General features: G+C 30.5%; 9 protein-coding genes. All 9 read right to left on the bottom strand.

Translation table 11 applies throughout. The features are described 5' to 3' along the window. Positions 1–94: 94 nt before the first annotated feature. The 9 genes from H9I45_RS00090 to H9I45_RS00050 all read right to left on the bottom strand — a co-directional run bounded on the left by H9I45_RS00090 (position 95) and on the right by H9I45_RS00050 (position 18,043). Positions 95–1,195 carry a glycoside hydrolase family 16 protein gene (locus H9I45_RS00090; RefSeq protein ID WP_088354057.1) on the bottom strand — a complete coding sequence of 367 codons (1,101 nt, stop codon included), beginning with the start codon at positions 1,193–1,195 and terminating at the stop codon, positions 95–97. Between the two features lie 5 nt (positions 1,196–1,200). Beyond that, positions 1,201–2,118: a PKD domain-containing protein gene (locus H9I45_RS00085; RefSeq protein WP_088354058.1), complete on the bottom strand. Its 918-nt coding sequence runs from the start codon at positions 2,116–2,118 to the stop codon at positions 1,201–1,203. 13 nt (positions 2,119–2,131) lie between these two features. Further along, positions 2,132–4,282 (bottom strand): hypothetical protein, encoded by a 2,151-nt coding sequence (locus H9I45_RS00080; RefSeq protein ID WP_088354059.1) that lies wholly within the window; start codon positions 4,280–4,282, stop codon positions 2,132–2,134. Between the two features lie 11 nt (positions 4,283–4,293). Then, positions 4,294–5,778 (bottom strand): RagB/SusD family nutrient uptake outer membrane protein, encoded by a 1,485-nt coding sequence (locus tag H9I45_RS00075; protein WP_088354060.1) that lies wholly within the window; start codon positions 5,776–5,778, stop codon positions 4,294–4,296. Between the two features lie 11 nt (positions 5,779–5,789). Continuing rightward, positions 5,790–8,894 (bottom strand): SusC/RagA family TonB-linked outer membrane protein, encoded by a 3,105-nt coding sequence (locus H9I45_RS00070; protein WP_088354061.1) that lies wholly within the window; start codon positions 8,892–8,894, stop codon positions 5,790–5,792. A gap of 209 nt (positions 8,895–9,103) precedes the next feature. Beyond that, positions 9,104–11,908: a helix-turn-helix and ligand-binding sensor domain-containing protein gene (locus tag H9I45_RS00065; protein WP_088354062.1), complete on the bottom strand. Its 2,805-nt coding sequence runs from the start codon at positions 11,906–11,908 to the stop codon at positions 9,104–9,106. Between the two features lie 479 nt (positions 11,909–12,387). After that, positions 12,388–14,505: a glycoside hydrolase family 97 protein gene (locus H9I45_RS00060; RefSeq protein ID WP_088354064.1), complete on the bottom strand. Its 2,118-nt coding sequence runs from the start codon at positions 14,503–14,505 to the stop codon at positions 12,388–12,390. A gap of 2 nt (positions 14,506–14,507) precedes the next feature. Further along, positions 14,508–16,160 (bottom strand): alpha-amylase family glycosyl hydrolase, encoded by a 1,653-nt coding sequence (locus H9I45_RS00055; protein WP_088354065.1) that lies wholly within the window; start codon positions 16,158–16,160, stop codon positions 14,508–14,510. A gap of 8 nt (positions 16,161–16,168) precedes the next feature. After that, positions 16,169–18,043, bottom strand: coding sequence for an alpha-amylase family protein (locus H9I45_RS00050; protein ID WP_088354066.1), 1,875 nt, complete (start codon positions 18,041–18,043; stop codon positions 16,169–16,171). Between the last annotated feature and the right edge of the window lie 7 nt (positions 18,044–18,050).

The raw sequence follows: 18,050 nt of genomic DNA, 5'->3' as shown, positions 1-18,050 counted from the left end.
AAAAGTGTATTTAATTGTAAATTATAGAAGTTTAGTTTTAATAAAAAGGTCGAATAAAATACCTTCGACCTTTTCAAATCAAAACAAAATTAATTTATTGATAAACTTTTATGTAATCTATTTCCATAACATCTTCAGTAAAAGAGGCATCTATATTTCCTCCTAAAGTACCTCCAATAGCAACATTCATTATTAAGAATTGGCTAGAATTAAAAGGCCAAGTACTACTATTTTTTACTGATGGATTATATGTGTAATACAATTCTCCATCGAATAAAAATTCTAATTTTTCTTCTGTCCATCTTAATTCGTAGATATGAAAAGCAGTTGATGTACTGTTAGAAAAAGTGGCTCCTTTATTTTGTGTATTTGCAAAACTTGAAGGTGTGTGTGTTGCACTTTGTACTCTACCTAATTCGTTACCAATATGCTCCATTATATCTATTTCACCACAATTTGGCCAACTAACAGAATTAATGTTAGAACCCAATGTCCATAGTGCTGGCCAAGTTCCTTTTGTTGAAGGTAACTTTGCTCTAATTTCTACACGACCATAGGTAAAATTATATAACCCTTGCGTTTTTAATCTTGCTGATGTATAATTTGCTCCGGAAAAATTCTCTTTCTTGGCTTTAATTTTTAGAGTTCCATTACTAATCGTAACATTTTCTGTTCTTTTTGTGTAAAATTGAGACTCATTATTACCCCAACCATTACTGCCTCTTCCAAGATCGTAAGTCCATTTTGTTGGGTCTGGAGCACCATCTGAATCAAAATTATCTGACCAAACTAACTTTAATCCATTCACAGAAACAAAAACTTCTTGTTGAATAAAATCGCTCACAAAATCGTCGGTTTTGGAAAATGCAATTACTTCTATTGTATATTTATTTGACCCCACATTTGTGTAAGTATAATCTATATTTCCAGAGGTTGATTCTGTTTCATTTCCATCGCCAAATTTTACTTTGTAACGAATTGCGTCTTTTGCAGAAACTGTAAGTTTTATCTCTCCAGAACCATCTCCAGAAGGGTTTGCTTTAGAAACTCCTACAACAGCAACAGCAATAGTTAAATTTGTTGGAATAATGGAATTGTCAATAATTACTTCTCCTCCTCCTTCCGAACTTCCGCAAGAAAGTAATAAGAAAGAAGCAATTATTGTTAGATAAAATTTTGTTTTGAATAATTTCATATTATTTATTCTGAAACGATTATAAACCACCAGTCGAATTGTCCATTTCCATCCGTTGTTTTTAGAACAAGTTCGTTAGGAACTCCTCTATCTACAATTTGGTAACTATGAGAACCTCCAGTATAATATCCAATAAAACCAATTCCTGATAAAGAAATAGTTTCTTGTCCTCCAGGAGCTGATAAGCTAAAAGTAGCATCATAATCGCTATAAACATAGTTTTCGATATCTGCTCCATTTGGAGATAAACTTGTTGGCCCTAAATCGTCTACAATGTAAGGGTCACGTCCAAAAATGGTTCCATCCGTATTTACAGCTGTTGCATCATTTGTATTGTCTGTAATGTGTTTAAATGTTCCATCTGAATTAAAGATATATCTATCGTCATACATTCCAACACCCGCTTTTTCATTTGGACCTGCTCCATAAAACTCGTTCATTGGACCACCCACAGAACCTAAACCAAAATGCCCTGGCTTTGCAGATTGAATTTTCCAAGTTTTAGAACCTGTTCCATATAATTTATCTAATAATTCTTGTGGTGGAGAATAGGTAGATAAGACTTGAACTTCAATAGATTTACTAGAACTTACTCCTGCAGTTCCTGATGCTACAACTGTAACAGTATAGGTATTTAAGCCTAATTTACTAAAACTGTAAGTGTATTCTCCTGAAGGAGCCACATTTGCATTTCCATTAAAAATGTATTTATAAGAAACGGCATTGTTTGCAGTCGTTTTAAAACTTACAACACCACTTCCATCTCCATTTGGATTAGAAGCGTCTGCACCAACTATACTTGCTTCAATTGTAATGTTCGAAGGAGCTATAATCTCTCCAAATTCATAATCGTTTTCTTGACAACCGTAAAAACCAATCGTTAACGAAAATAGAATTATATATAGATTTTTTATGTTTTTCATTTTTTTTAAAATTTTAGTTTGTTAAAATTAAGTCATCAAAATAAAAGCTTTCTCCTTGACCTCCATTTCCAAAATCTGGAAAAATAATAACGTTTTCATAATTTATAGAAGTATTAAAAGATCCTGAACTTGTTAAATCGAAAGTAAGTTCTTCCCACTGATTAGCAACAGTTGAAGTTGCTTCAATTTCTACAAAAACAGTTGGGTTTCCATTACCATCTTTTGGAGAACTTGGATCTTCTGTTTTAAATAAAATTTTAGTTCCTACTCTTGGAGACCAGACTTTAATTTTAACTTTAGTACCATAAGCAAAGTTTATTGGAGCATCTAGTGCCATTGAAGCACCTGCCCAAACTTGTGATCCTGATGGTTTTTGAATTTCTAAAACTGTAGAACTCATATTAATTCCTGTTACATCTGGATTAGAAATAATTGCAGTTGGAAGTGGTCCAAAATTAGGGTCTCCAAAACCAACCCAAGTATATGTTAAACCTGGAACTTCGAAATTAACTGGTAATTTTATAGATGCAATTTCTATATCATCGAAATAAAACTTTTCTCCTTGTCCCATGTTTCCAAAATCTGGAAATAATATTACATTTTTATATGCAATGCTTGTGCTAAAACTTGCAAAAGTTGTCATATCAAAAGATAGTTCTTCCCAAGCACTTGCTACTGTTGTTGTCGCTTTTACTTCTGCAAAAACTGTAGGATTTCCATTACCATCTTTTGGAGATGTAGGATCTTCCATTTTTAGTAAAATATCTGTTCCCACTCTTGGAGACCAAACTTTTACAGTAATTGTAGTTCCTGCTGAAAAATCTATCCCTTGATCTAATGGCATAGATGCACCAGCCCAAACTTGAGAACCTGAAGGCTTTTCTATTTCTAATACAGTATTTGTTGTATTAATACCTGATTTATCTGGGTTTGAAATAACAGCTGTTGGTATAGCACTGAAATTAGGATCTCCAAAACCTGTCCAAGTATAATTTAAAGTGCTTGATTCAAAATTAACGGGTAACTTTTGTAATTCTGATGGTGGTTTATGAAAGTAAAAATTATCTACAAACAATATAGAAGAACCAAATGGTGTAGCTGTAATTATATACTGATTAATATCTGCAAAAGATGTGATTCCTGCAGCTGTAAAATCTGCTAAAGGAATGTCTATGCTTGTCCACTCTCCAGTATTTATTGCAAAGGTTAATTCTGCTTCAGAATTATTTGAACCATCATCGAAACCATCGCCTAAGAAATCTACTAACTTTAATTTAATTTCTGTTGCATTTGGTGTCCAAACATCTAAATGAACATGGGTCATTGAACTAGCATCCAATGGATTAGATGTAGTTTCGATTCCATTAAATCCTAAAGAGGTATATTTTTTAACTGCATTTCCATTAATAGTAACATCTTCAAATGAAGCCTGGCTCCAAGATGTATTCCAAGTATCTACAGTAACATTTGTATATACATCACTAAATAAAGAAATTACATCAGATGCATTTCTTAAAGGTGGATTTGGTGCTAAAGTTGTAGGATCTAAAATTTCGGTTACAATAAAATCTTCTGTATATTCTGTGGTTGCTATTGCACCACCTTTTGCCACAACTCTAACTGAGTATGTACCAGCTTCATCATATTGAAAAGTAATTGTTTCTCCAATATTTCCTGTAACTGGATCTGAACCAGTTTGTCCAGAATAAAAATCGAACATTGTTGCAAAATCTGCATTCGCAGTAACATTTACTTGTTTAGAAACTGCAGCATCATTTTCTATAACAACCACCAAATTTTGCGGTGCTTTAAAAGAAACTATTAATTGTTGCATGATTTCTATACTGTTTCCAACAGCATTAGAAGCAACAATTTTAACATCGAAAGTACCTTCTTTATATGTTCTTTGTACACTTTCTCCATTTGTTAAAATTTCAAATTCGTTTGTTCCATCTCCAAAAAACACTTGTATTTCTTGAGCTCCTTCTGCAGTTGGTGTAATTGTAACTAAACCAGTATTGTCTTGTGTAATATCGTAAGAAGCTGTAAGGTTAGTAGGTGGTAAAACCTTATCTAAAAAATCCAAATCTCTTACATTATCTGTACATGCGCTTATAATTAAAAGCGCAATTATAAGTTTATATATAATTTTATTTTTTTTCATCATTATATTTTTTAATAATTAGGATTTTGAGACCATCTATTTCCAGCTAATTGAATTTCGATTGATGGAATTGGAAACAATTCGTGCTTACCTGCAACAAAACCGTTAATTTCTTGAGCTGCTTTACCTGTTCTAACCAAGTCGAAAAAACGATGCCCTTCTCCTGCTAACTCTACTCTTCTTTCTTTATAAACATCTTCTGTTAGAGCTGAACCTGATGAAGAAACATTGTGTAACATATCTCCGAAAGCACGTTGTCTTACCTGATTTAAGTATCCTCGTGCTTTTACATCATTTGGAATTGTACTTTTATTAAAAGCTTCTGCAGCCATTAATAAAACATCTGCAAAACGTATTGCTCTATAATTATTTGGGTTTGTTAAGTTTCTGTCTCCTTGAGCATCTGCACCTCTTTTTCTTGGTAAATATTTTCTATTGAAGTATCCAGTATGCTCGTAACCTTTATCAAAAGTTGCTCCAGTTTGTTGAGACCAAGCTTCAATATCTAAAATTGCAACATCTATTCTTCTATCTCCCATTTCGAAAGCATCTACTAATTCTTGTACAGGAACGTTAAAACTAAATCCTGATGTAAAATCTTGTCCATTATAGCCTCTTACACCACTAAATCCTACTGCTACATTACCTTCACTACATTGTAAACAATCAAAACCTGCTCCTTGAATTTCTGTGTATTGAACTTCAAAAACTGACTCTACACTGTTTTCGTTATCATTTTCAAATAGGTTCATAAATCTAGTAGCATCTGTTACTAAAGCATGAGGTCCTTGTGTAATTAAAGTATCTAAAATTCCTGCAGCTTCATCAAATTTATTTTGATATAAATAAGCTTTTCCTAGTAATGCTTGTGCTGCACCTCTAGTTACTCTACCTGTTTCTGCTTGAATATATGGTAAAGTATTTGCTGCAAATATTAAATCTTTTTCAATTTGTGCATATACTTCTGCTTTTGGAGTTCTATCTACAGTAAATTGATCTCCGAATAATATTCTTTGATCTACTACTAATGGAACATCTCCAAACCATTTTACCAATTCAAAATAATAGTAAGCTCTTAAAAATCTTGCTTGTGCAATTACTTGATCTTTTCCTGCAAAATCTGTTTTATCTTGAAACTCTAAAATGTAGTTCGTTCTATTAACTCCAGAGAACATCCACCCCCAAATATCTCTTAGTTGTTGATTTACTGGTGTGTGTACCATATCATCTACTTCTTGGATTCCTATTACATCTGTTGCGCTTTCGCCACCTGCTAATGTATTGTCTGAAGCAATTTCTCCTAAAAGTGCATTTAAGTATGTAGATTGTAATAAATCGTATGCTCCTACTAGTGCATTTTGGTAATCTTCTTCTGAATTGAAATAATCTTCAGAATTTTCTGCCTGAGATTCTACATTTACAAAATCATCGCTACAAGCAGTTAAACCTACAAGTAACATAATTGTTGCTAAAAATTTTATGTTTAATTTTTTCATCTTATTTTTTATTAAAAATTAACATTTAAACCAACTAAAAAAGTCTTTGGTGTTGGATAAAAACCTTGATCTATACCTCCACCTATTGGAGCTCCATTAGAAGTTGTTGGATCGAAACCTCTATACTTTGTTAACGTAAACAAATTATTTGCTGTTACATAAAAACGCAACTTACTTAAACCTACTTGCTCTGTAATATTGTTTTTTAAAGAATATCCTAATTGTATATTTTGTAATCTTAAGAAAGAACCATCTTCCACATAAAAATCTGAGAATAAAGAATTTCCTGTAGCACCTGTAGTTACTCTTGGAAAAGTGTTACTAGTTCCAGGACCTGTCCATCTATCTAAATAGTATGTTGGTCTGTTTGTTAATGGTAGGTTTCTTTCGTAATTTCTTACAATTTCGTTTCCAATTGATGCGAATGCATACATGTTAAAATCGAAATTTTTATAATCGAAAGAGAAATTGAATCCCATAGTTACATCTGCAATTGGGTCTCCAATATATGTTTTATCATCGTTATTAATAATACCATCTGTAGCATCTGCAATTCCATCATTATCTGTATCTACAGTTAATTGATCTACAAATCTTAAATCTCCAGGATTTGCATTTGTTTGTGTTGCATGAGCATCTACTTCTGCTTGGTTTTGAAAAATTCCATTGGTTTTAAATCCATAATAGTATCCTATTGGTAAACCTGCTTCCATTCTTGATGGTGGTTCTTGTCCAACGCCAAAAGATCCGCCAAATAATACGCCACTTTCGCTACCAACAAATAAAACTTCGTTTTTAATTGTTGTAAAGTTGTAGTTCATACTAAATTTAAAGTCTTCGGAAATTCTTTCTTTGTAACCAATAGCAAATTCGAAACCTCTATTTTCTACAGTTCCTGCATTTACAATTGGCCCTGCAGAACCTGGTGCAGAAACTCCTAATATTCCTGAAACTTGAGGATTTAATAATAAATCTTCTGTTCTTTTATTAAAATAATCTGCAGTAATATTTATTTTATCAAATAATTCGATATCTATACCAAAATCTAAAGGTATTTGTCTTTCCCATTTAATTTCTGGATTAGATAAGGCCCCAATTGCTGTACCAAAATTAATTTGGTTGTTAAAAACATATTCTCCTTCACCTGAAATTGTTGAAACAAAACCGAAACTACCAATTCTGTCATTTCCAATAACACCATAACTTGCTCTTAATTTTAAAAAACTAATTGCTTCTGAATCTTCTAAGAAACTTTCTTTTGAAGCTACCCAACCAATGGATGCTGTTGGAAAAATTCCGAATTTATTTTTTGGTCCAAAATTAGATGAACCATCTCTTCTTACAACAGCTGAGAATAAATATTTTCCATCGTAATTATACTGTAAACGTGTAAAGTAAGATAGCAATCTACTATCAAAAAACTGTCTTGGTTGATTGCTAAGGGCTAAATTATCTTGAGAACTATCTGCTCCAGCTACACTAACATCTTCTAAAGTATTTCCATTTGCACCAAACCCTAGTAGGTTAGAATCATTAATTCCTTCCGATTTAAAAACGGATGTTCCTAACAATATTTTTACATCATGTACATCGTTAAATACTTTCTCGTATTTTATAAAAGCATCAAAAGTATAATCTTTATAAGTTTGCTGGCTCTCGAAAACACTTGAGTTGTTAATTCCATCATTTAAATCTGATGCTGCACCAACAGTGTTAAACACCTTTCCTGAACCATAAAATAATTCTGGTGTATAACTTTTAGAATTTACTTTTGCATAATTAAATTGAATGTTTGACTCCGCAGAAAAACCATCTAAAAAAGAATAGTTTAAACCATAACTTCCAGCAAATTTATTTACCCAAGTTCTATTGAATGAATTTTGTGTTTGTGCTAAAGGATTAATTACCTCAATACCAACTCCAGTATTTGGCGCTAATGTAAAGTCTCCATTTGCATCTCTAGGAGTTAAATTTGCAGGCATATTTAAAGCATTAAATAAAACTGAACCTAAAGCATTTTCTGGCAACCCTTTTCTATTGGTATTTGTGTAAATAGAGGAAGACTTAAATTTTAAATTCTTTAAAATATCGTGACTAAAACCAAATTTAGCAGTTGTTCTATTGAAGTTTGCTTTACTTCCACCAACTATACCATCTTGATCTAAGTGAGAGGCTCCAAATGAAAAAGTAGATTTTTCAGTTCCTTTAGTAATATTAATATCTGCACTAGAAATAATTGCATCTTTAAAAACTTCATTTTGCCAATCTGTGCCTTGTCCTAAACTAAGAATGTTAGAAAATGGTAAAGCTTCTCCATTTGCAGCAAAAGCTTCATTTGCCAATAAGGCATATTCTGTTGCATTTAATAAAGGAATTTTTCTAGTTGTTTGTTGAAAACCAACATATGAATTAAAGGTATACTTAAATTCAGTATTTTTTCTACCTTTCTTAGTAGTAATTAAAATTACACCATTTGCACCTCTAACACCATAAATACCAGCAGTTGCGTCTTTTAAAACGTTCATAGATTCTATATCTGATGGATTCACCACACTTAAATCTTCAATAACGTTTCCATCTAACAAAATTAAAGGATTGTTGTTTCCATTTGTAGAAACACCTCTAATTCTAATATTTAAACCTGCACCAGGAGCTCCAGAAGAAGATGTAATATTTACACCTGCAACCTGTCCTTGTAAAGCTTGCTCTATTCTAGTTGGTTTTAGGTTTTCTATAGTTTCGTTACTTACCACAGAAACTGCACCTGTTACTTCTGCCCTTTTTTGAGTTCCATAACCAATTACTACAATTTCATCTAAAGCTTGTGCTTCTACTTCTAGAGATACATTAACTGTAGCGTTTTTTACCAATACCTCAGTTTCTTTATAACCTAAGTATCTAAATACTAAAGTTGCACCTGTAGTAACGTTTGATATATTATACATACCATCGAAATCTGTTTGAGTACCTTTAACAGTTCCTTTAACAATTACGCTTACACCAGGAAGTGGATCTCCAGTTGTAGCATCTGTAACAACACCTTTTACATTTACAGTTTGTGCATGCACACAAAAAGCGATAAACATAAAGAGTAATAATGTGATTTGTTTTCTCATGAATAAAGAGTTTTATTTTTTCTGTAAAATTAAGAACGATTACTTGTTAAATTGATAAAAAACACCCCAACAAAAAACATACATGATAATTTTTAAGGTGAAAAAAGGTGAAAAATCCTTTTATAGCAAGGAATTTAATTTTCAATAAAAAAATTGAAAAAAGGAAATGTTGTGGTTATGTATGGTCAAAAAAACCACTTGATTGGTTTTTAAATTTCCAAAATGTAATTTGTTAAGTTCGCATCGTGCTCTAAATTTATTTTTTTTCGAAGTCTATATCTTTTTACCTCTACACTTCTAGGAGAAATATTAAGAAGTGGCGCTATTTCTTTAGAAGACAGATTTAGACGAAGATATGCACACAGCCTTAAGTCGTTAGGAGTTAAATCTGGGTGTTTAGATTTCATTTTCTTAAGAAATTTTTTATCTGCATTATTAAATGCTTCTTGAAACATTTTCCAATCGTCTGTATTGGTTATGTTTTTATCGATAATTTTCACAACTTTATCTATACTTTGCATTTTACCTTCCAACAATTCTTTCTTAATGGTATTTAAAAATTCATTTTTCTTTATAATACTCATTGTAGAAGTAGCCAACTCTCGACTTTTACTCTCAATATCATTTCTTAACTTATCGTTATTTAACTTTATTATTTTTTGAGAAGTTTCCAACTCTTTTAATTCTAACTCTTTCTGAGCTTTCTCTAATAACTTTTCTTGTTGTTTAATATAATGTCTTTTCGAAAGTTTTTGCCATACATAAATAATTGTTAAAAAAAACAATAAATATATAATTAAGAGCAAAGTTGATAAATACCAGGGTTTTTCAATTTTAAATTGAAATTCAGCAATATTCTCACTCAACACACCACCAATTGAAGCCCGAACTTTAAAATTATAATTACCAAATGGAAGGTTTTCAAATAACACGAAATTCGATGATGAAAAATCACTCCACTTACTATTATACCCCTCTAATTTATATTGGTACAATATATTTGAGGACTTTGTAAAATTAGGAACACTATAAAAGAACTCAATACTATTTTCTTCATTTTTAAAATTTAATTTATTTTTTAAAGAAACATTTTTTAAAGGTTGATCTAATTGGTAATTATATATCCTAGCAATATCTACTTTAAAAGATTTTGGTATTAAAAACAGGCTTAAATCTAAAGTTACATAACCATTTGTAGCGCCTACTAAATATTTTTCTTTTTCTAAATGAAGAATATTTTCAAAACCAGAAGCTCCTTTAAACAATGTATTTCTTAAAGGAATTAATTCTAAACTTGGTTTGTTACTAAACTGTCCAGGATTAAGATAACGAAACCCTTTTTTTGTGAAAGACCAAAGTTTATTAGTACTTGAATTTGAAATTAATTTTGCTGTTATAAAATCGTCTTCAGGAATTAATTTACTATACAAAGTATCTAACATAAAATCGTTAGAATTCTTCGAATATTTAAAAACACCTTTTTTAGAAGCATACAATATTTCATTTTTATGCTGTATCAAACTAGAATGTATTCCTTTTTGAATTGTACTATCTTTAATGTTTTCTATTACAGATGTATAACTTTCATTAATTTTAAGTTTAAAAATTCCTTTGTACTCATGGTTTACAAAAATTCTATTTTCTTCTAACAATAAAAAATATCGAGAACTATTTTCGAAACCTTCTATTTTGTTTTTTAAAGACCAATTATTATCTTTCCTTTTTAAAACATACAAACCATCGTAATTACCTTGTATTAAAGTACTATCATTAAGTTTTTTTATATCCCAAGTTCCTTGAACATCTACTATTAATTCGGCTTTGTTTTCTTTGATAATAAATGTACCTGAATCATGACCACAAAATAATTTATTATCAATAATTTTTAAACTCCAAACTTGACCTTGCGTATTATCTACAAATTTAAAATCTTCTTTAGAATTGTATTTTTTATAAAATAACCCCTGGTTTGTACCTAAATATAAATTATCTTTAAATAATGTAGATGTGTAAATTGTTCCTAAAAACAAATCTTGATTTACAAACAACTTAAATGGTGATTTAAAATTTAAAAAGCTAATACCATTGTCTAAACCCAACCAAATATTACTATCTACATCTTCGAAAATAGACAAAACTGTATTATTAGATAGACCTAAGTTTTGGTTAATTTGAGATTCAATTTCGCCTTTTTCGTTTAAATATAAAATTCCACTAGAAACGGAACCTAGAACTAATTTATTATCCTTCAACAACTTAGCGCTATAAATTATATTAGTATCTAAAAACTTATCTGCAGGAATATTCCATTTTTTTATTTTTTGATCTTCAAGAAAAAAAAGTCCTTTTTTTTGTGTAATAAAAAATAGCTTTTGGTCTTTTAAAAAAATCTCTGTAAGCCTATTATTTTGTAATATAGTAGCATCAGAAATTAATTCTGGCTCTCCGTTTTCAATTTTAAACAACCCTTTTCCTAATTCCTGAAAATAAATGAAGCCATTTACGGCTACAATTTTTGCAATTAAATTATTTGCTCTAATCGTTTTAATTGCACTTGTTTTTAAATTATATATGTAAATATTTTGTAATGATTTAAAAAGCACCCAACCATCTAGCTCTACTATTTCCCAGATTTGTTCATCTTCTAGCATTTCTATATTCTTAGTATTTACAATAGATGTAAATTCTAAAAAACCAAAATCGTTTTTCTGCCAATACCCAAAATCTCTATAAAAACCACTGAAAATTTTATCTCCAATACATTTTACAGAACGCATAATCGTTTCGTTTGGAGTAGAATATAACTGCCAATTTGCGCCATTATACTCTAACAAACCTTTATTATTCGCAACGTAAATATATTTATTTTCTGATTGAGATATAGACCAATTTTGATTCTCTGCCCCATAATCTTCTGTTGTAAAATTTTGGATTGGTGGTATTTCTTGAGCATGAAACAACTGTATAGTAAATAAAAAAAAGAAAAAAAGAAATGTATTTTTAAATCTATTCATTTTTAGAAATGTTTGGAAAAAATAAAACCTAAAAAACTATATTTCAAATAGATATACAAAAAATGTAATACTTTGTATAGTTTTAAGATTATGAAATTACAACATAGAATACCAAAAACCTAATTTATTTATTTCTTAAAAAAATAAAAACTTATCATAATAAAAATTATTCCTATTTTTAAAGTAAATAAATAAAGGAAATGAATTGGATAAAAAACCTAGGAATTACTAACTTTTTAATGCTACTTTTATGTGTTGTAATTATATTAGTAGCCGAATATTTTTTTTTAACTGGTGAAAAATTACATGGAATTTTTATTGGCCTTTGGGCACCAACATTATTGGGTATAATGATTTACATAAAACTTATCTATCGTGAGCGCAGATAATATTGTTTTATTTTTTTCCATATTTGTTGTAATATGTGTAGTTATTTGGGCATATTTTATGATTAACGAATACAATAAAGTAACTAAAGATTAATCTTTTTTCTTAATACTAATAGCCAAACCTCCACCTGCAGCTAAATTAAATGTTTGCTTATCGTTTTTTGTAATTTTCTTAGTTTCAATAGTTATATCTAAAGGATTATCGTTCCAATGTGCGTTTTTACCATCTTTATAAATTTTTGCTTCATACGTGATGTTTTCATCCAAAAAGTCGAAATTAATAGTTATTTCACGAGAATTTTCATCAGTAATACTTCCTAAAAACCAATTGCCAGTTTTTCTTTCTTTTCTAGCAATCGTAACAAAATTTCCAACTTCACCATTTAATACTTTAGTTTCAGACCAATCTACACCAACATCTTTAATAAATTCTAAAGGAGCAGGATTTGCCTCATAATGCTCAATCAAATCCGCAACCATTTGCACTGGACTATAAACAACCACATATAAAGCTAGTTGATGTGCTAATGTAGTATTCACTTGATTTTCTTTTTTAAACTCGTCGAATTTTATATTGAAAATACCAGGAGTAAAATCTATTGGTCCTGCTAACATTCTTGTAAAAGCAACTATAGACAAATGTTCTGGAGGATTTCCTCCATCTGGAGACCAAGCATTAAATTCTTGTCCACGTAAGCCTTCTCTAGAAATAATATTAGGATAAGTTCTTCTTAAACCAGTAGCTTTTATTGGTTCATGAGCATTCACAGCAACTTTATATTTTGCGGCCTTTATAGCTGCATTGTTATATTGATTAACCATATACTGTCCATGATGATATTCTCCCTTTGGAAGAATCTTACCAACATAACCCGATTTTACAGTATGCATTCCGTACTTTTTCATTAATGCATATGCAGTATCTTGTTGCTTTTCGTAAGTTTCTGATGCTGCAGAAGTTTCATGATGCATAATAATTTGCACTCCTTTTTCTTTTGAGTATGTGGTAACCTCCTCTAAATTATAATCTGGATAAGTGGTAACAAAATCGAAAACCCCTTCTCTATCTTCAAAACCTATCCAACGTTCCCAACCTGTGTTCCAGCCTTCTACTAAAACACCTCCAATATTATTTTTTGCAGAAAAATCGATAAAACGTTTTACATTTTCTGTAGTTGCTCCATGCTTTCCATGCGCTTTTCCAGTGTCTGTCCATTTTCCATCCACCATTTCCATTCCATAATCCCAAGAAGATTTTCCTAAATGCATTTCCCACCAAACTCCTGTATATTTCATAGGTGTAAACCAAGAAACATCGCCTAATTTATTGGGTTCATTTAAATTGACAATTAAATTCGACTGAATTAAATCTGGAGCATTATCTGTAATTTGAATTGTTCTCCAAGGAGTTACAAAAGGAGTCGTTCTTTTTACTTTATATTTTGTATTTCTTGAACCGACCAAACTACTTTTAAATCCTAAATTTTCAGTATCTACTTTTAAAGTCATACCTGAATAATCGACCAAAGAAGCTTCATGAAAACTTAAATGAATTCCATTTTCTCCAACCAAAGTTACTGGGGTATTAACAGCGTTTTCCGGGATATTTGTTTGAGCCAAAGCACTGTTTACTTTGTAGTTTTTTGCATCAATTTCAGATAATTTTGTAGTACTATATAAATGCTCGTAAATATCCCAATCTCCAGGAATCCAAAAGGTTTTATAGTCTTCTGTTAAATTGAATTCTGTATTTTCTTCAGCAATTAAAACTTCTTTTAAATTAGGTTGTTTAGGGAATTCGTAACGAAAACCTACACCATCATTATAAACTTTAAAAATAATGTTTAGTTTTCTTTTTAAGTTTTCTTTCTCTTGGAGTTCTACTCGAATTTCGTTGTAGTTATTTACAACGTTCTCTTGTTCACCCCAAGGCATTTTCCAAGTTTCTTCTACTTCGTTTGGTTTCTTTACGCTAGCAATAAATCCTTTATCTAAATCAGGAGCGTTTAGTAATTTAAACCCAACATAAGAAGTATCTATAATCGCCTTTTCTTTATAAGCTACTGTGTAAAAAAACTGCCCTTCGTTTGACAAATGAAAATTTACTGAAATATTTTTGTCTGGCGAACTCAAATTAGATGATTTCACTCCACAAGAAAAAAGTAAAACAGAAAATATAAATAAGATTAGTAACGATTGATTTTTCATAATTATAATTTTTCCAATAAAACAACACTAAATTCTGACACAAAACTTGCTTTTCCTTCTTTTACTTCAATTTCTTTATTAGAATAAGCATCTCTTAATATATCACCATTACTAAATACGGAAGAAACATCTATATCTATCTTGTTTTCTATTATATTTATACCAATTACAACTTTATCTTCATTTCTAACTCTTGAGAAAAATAGACCATTTTTTTCTGATATTAATTGATGTTTTCCTGCGCCAACTGACATGTGATTTGCTCTAAATTGCCCCAACTTCTGCCAATGACTTAATACTTCCTGTGTTTTAACATTGTTTTTTATATCGTCCCAATTCATAAAAGAACGTAAAGTTGCATCACCAACTGTACCTTCAATTGTTAAATTTCTAGCAGATTCGTCTCCATAATACACTTGAGAAGTTCCAGGTGTTATCATTAACATTGTAGCTGTTTTAAAAGGCATTTTTCTTTCCTTATCAAAAGGTTGACCATCGTCATGAGAAGTCATATAATTTAAAATTCCGTAATCTTTTAATTCATTTTGAAGAATGGTATCATATTTATGAAAAACATCCTTTTCGGTCATTTGTTTGGCGTTCCATTTAATTTCAAAATTGATTAAACTATTAAATGCTTTATCAAAATAATTGACTTTTTTATCGCCAAAACTAAATGCTTTTCCGTGAGAAATTGCATAATTATATACTTCTCCAACTAAATAAAAATCATTATTATCTAAAACTTTTTCAGGATTATTTTTCTTGTATTCTGCAAAAGCTACATCGCATTCTTCTTTAAATTCTTGCCACACAAATTCTTCTGTATGTTTTACTGTATCTACTCTGTAACCATCAATTCCGAATTCTGTAATATAATCTGTTAGCCATTTTATAATATAAAAACGAGGTGCTTTTGGATGGCCTGTTCTTTCAAAAAATGCATCTAATTCTGCAACTTCTTCTTCATAACGTCCTTCTTCTTTCCATTTTGCAACTAATTGTGGTGGCAAAGCTACGTTTTCATTACTTTCTGTTTTAATATCTGGTAAATTTTTAACCAAAGTACAAGATACTGTGTGTTCATAATTATCATAAGTACATTGTGGCTCTGTTCGAACCCAATCATTTGGCCAAACAGGGTCTTTTTCTGTAACAGGTCCTGTATGATTAATTACTGCATCTAACAAAACTCTAATTCCGTTTTTATGAGCAATTTTTACCAATTCTTTAAGATCTTCTTTTGTGCCATAATTTGGATCGATTTTTGTCCAATCTTTAGCCCAATACCCATGAAAACCATAAGAAAGCCCTGTACCTTCATCTGTTCCACCATGAATTTGCTCTACAATTGGCGTCATCCAAATTGCGTTGATTCCTAATTTGGTAAAATAGCCTTCTTCAATTTTTTGCGTAATACCTTTAATATCTCCACCTTCAAAACCACGTAACTTACCAGTTTCTTTGGTTCTATCAAAATTAATATCATTAGAAGTATCGCCATTATTAAATCTATCTGTTAACAAAAAGTAGATGTTTGCTCCTTCCCAAACAAATTCTTTTTTTGCAGTTAGTTTTACCTCTTTATTGTTTGATGTATTTTCTTTACAGCTAATGATAGCTACAAAAATGAAAATGAAGAATATTTTTTTCATGATAAATTTTATTGGATTTGAAGAATAAAAGATTCTAATGGATTGATAACTATATTAATATTTCCTACTGAATTATTCACTACTAAATTAAATGATTTTGTATTGTATAGTTTATCTTTCAATATATAAGTTCCTTCTTCTAAATTCCATTTTTTAATAATTTCTGAAGGAAATTTTAATTGAAATTTAAAGGCTTCATTATCATCGAAATTAGAAATAATCACCAATTTTTCATCTTCTGAAAAACGAGTATAAGACAATATTTTGTGTGTGTAATTTTGCGTATTTTCTCTATTATATTGATGTAAATCTGCATATTCTCCCATTAAAGCATCACTTTTAATAGTAAAGTTTAATAAACGTTTGTAAAAATCTCTTAAATCGAGTTCTTCTTTTGTAGATTTTCCTCCATCGAAATTTTTATCATTTACCCATCTTTGTATAGTTGGAACACCCACATAATCGAAAATTGAAGTTCTTGACGGACTTCCAAAACCTGCATTTTCGGAACCATCTTCACCAAATTCTTGCCCAAAATACACCATTGTTGGTGCTGTAGAAATTGTGGTAGAAACTACCATTGCTGGTTTTCCTTTTAGGGCATATCCAGCAAATTCTGGACTCGCAATTCTTTGTTCATCATGATTCTCTAAAAAATGCAACATATTATGTTCAATATCTTTTAAATCTTCAATAATTGGTGGAATATTATCTGTTAAACCCTTTCCTTGCATTACATGTTTTATGGTGTCATACAACTGCACTTTGTCATACAAATAATCCATTTTTCCTTTTCGTATATAATCTCTATACAAACTCGGATTGTACACTTCTGCTAACAAAAACGCATCTTGATTTTTCATTTTGATAGAAGAATTTAAATAACTCCAAAATTCTACAGGCACCATTTCTGCCATGTCATATCTAAATCCGTCTACACCTTTATCTATCCAATACAAAGCAATATCTCTGAATTTTATCCAAGAATTTGGCACTTTTTTACCTTTCCAAAACTCGAAATGTTTTTTATAATCTTCATTTTCGAAACCTGCTGGTAGTTCATCAAAATCTTTTTTTCCATCAGGAGAAATCCCATAATTTACTTTTACAGTTTCATACCAATCGTAAAAACTTGGTTTTGGAGAACGAGCACCATTTCCTGTCCATTTTGCTGGGTTTTCATCGAATTTACCATCAGAAAGTGGATGTTTTTCGCCACCTAAAGGCAAATATCCATTTAAGAAATCTGGCACTTCAAATGGTTTATTAGGCACGTAATAAAAATTATTATCTACATGATATTCTACAGAAGTATCATCTTCTGCACCAAAATCTTTGGTTCCTTCTGGGTTTGATAAACTTTGGTAATTTCTTGCAACGTGATTTGGAACAATATCAATAATCACTTTTAAATCGTTTTTATGAGAACGTTCTATTAAAGCTTCAAATTCTTGCAATCTGTTTGCTACATTTTCTGCCAAATCCGGATTCACATTGTAATAATCTTTTACTGCGTAAGGAGATCCTGCTCTACCTTTTACAACATCTGGGTCGTCATTTGAAATACCGTATTTTGTATAATCTCGAATTACATCATGATGAGGAACGCCTGTGTACCAAATATGTGTAACTCCTAAATTTTTAATTTCAGTTAGAGCTTTGTCTGTAAAATCGTTGAATTTACCAACACCATTTTCTTCAATAGTTCCCCAAGGTTTGTTGGCGGTATTTGTGTTCCCAAACAAACGTGTAAAAACCTGATAAACCACTATTTTTTTCTTTGTAACTATACTCTCCATCTTCTTTTCTGATACTTTTTCTGTTGAACAACCAACTACTATTGATAAAATTAAAACTGCTAAAATGCTGTGAATTCTTTTCATAATAGAT

Origin of the sequence: Polaribacter haliotis (assembly GCF_014784055.1) — a bacterium.
Lineage (GTDB): Bacteria > Bacteroidota > Bacteroidia > Flavobacteriales > Flavobacteriaceae > Polaribacter > Polaribacter haliotis.
Note: the sequence above shows the minus strand (reverse complement) of the source record. Positions and strands in the feature narration are given on the sequence as shown.

Coding starts and splice junctions, on each gene's coding strand:
- H9I45_RS00090 (WP_088354057.1), bottom strand. CDS start 1,195: ATGAAATTATTCAAAACAAAATTTTATCTAACAATAATTGCTTCTTTC.
- H9I45_RS00085 (WP_088354058.1), bottom strand. CDS start 2,118: ATGAAAAACATAAAAAATCTATATATAATTCTATTTTCGTTAACGATT.
- H9I45_RS00080 (WP_088354059.1), bottom strand. CDS start 4,282: ATGAAAAAAAATAAAATTATATATAAACTTATAATTGCGCTTTTAATT.
- H9I45_RS00075 (WP_088354060.1), bottom strand. CDS start 5,778: ATGAAAAAATTAAACATAAAATTTTTAGCAACAATTATGTTACTTGTA.
- H9I45_RS00070 (WP_088354061.1), bottom strand. CDS start 8,894: ATGAGAAAACAAATCACATTATTACTCTTTATGTTTATCGCTTTTTGT.
- H9I45_RS00065 (WP_088354062.1), bottom strand. CDS start 11,908: ATGAATAGATTTAAAAATACATTTCTTTTTTTCTTTTTTTTATTTACT.
- H9I45_RS00060 (WP_088354064.1), bottom strand. CDS start 14,505: ATGAAAAATCAATCGTTACTAATCTTATTTATATTTTCTGTTTTACTT.
- H9I45_RS00055 (WP_088354065.1), bottom strand. CDS start 16,160: ATGAAAAAAATATTCTTCATTTTCATTTTTGTAGCTATCATTAGCTGT.
- H9I45_RS00050 (WP_088354066.1), bottom strand. CDS start 18,043: ATGAAAAGAATTCACAGCATTTTAGCAGTTTTAATTTTATCAATAGTA.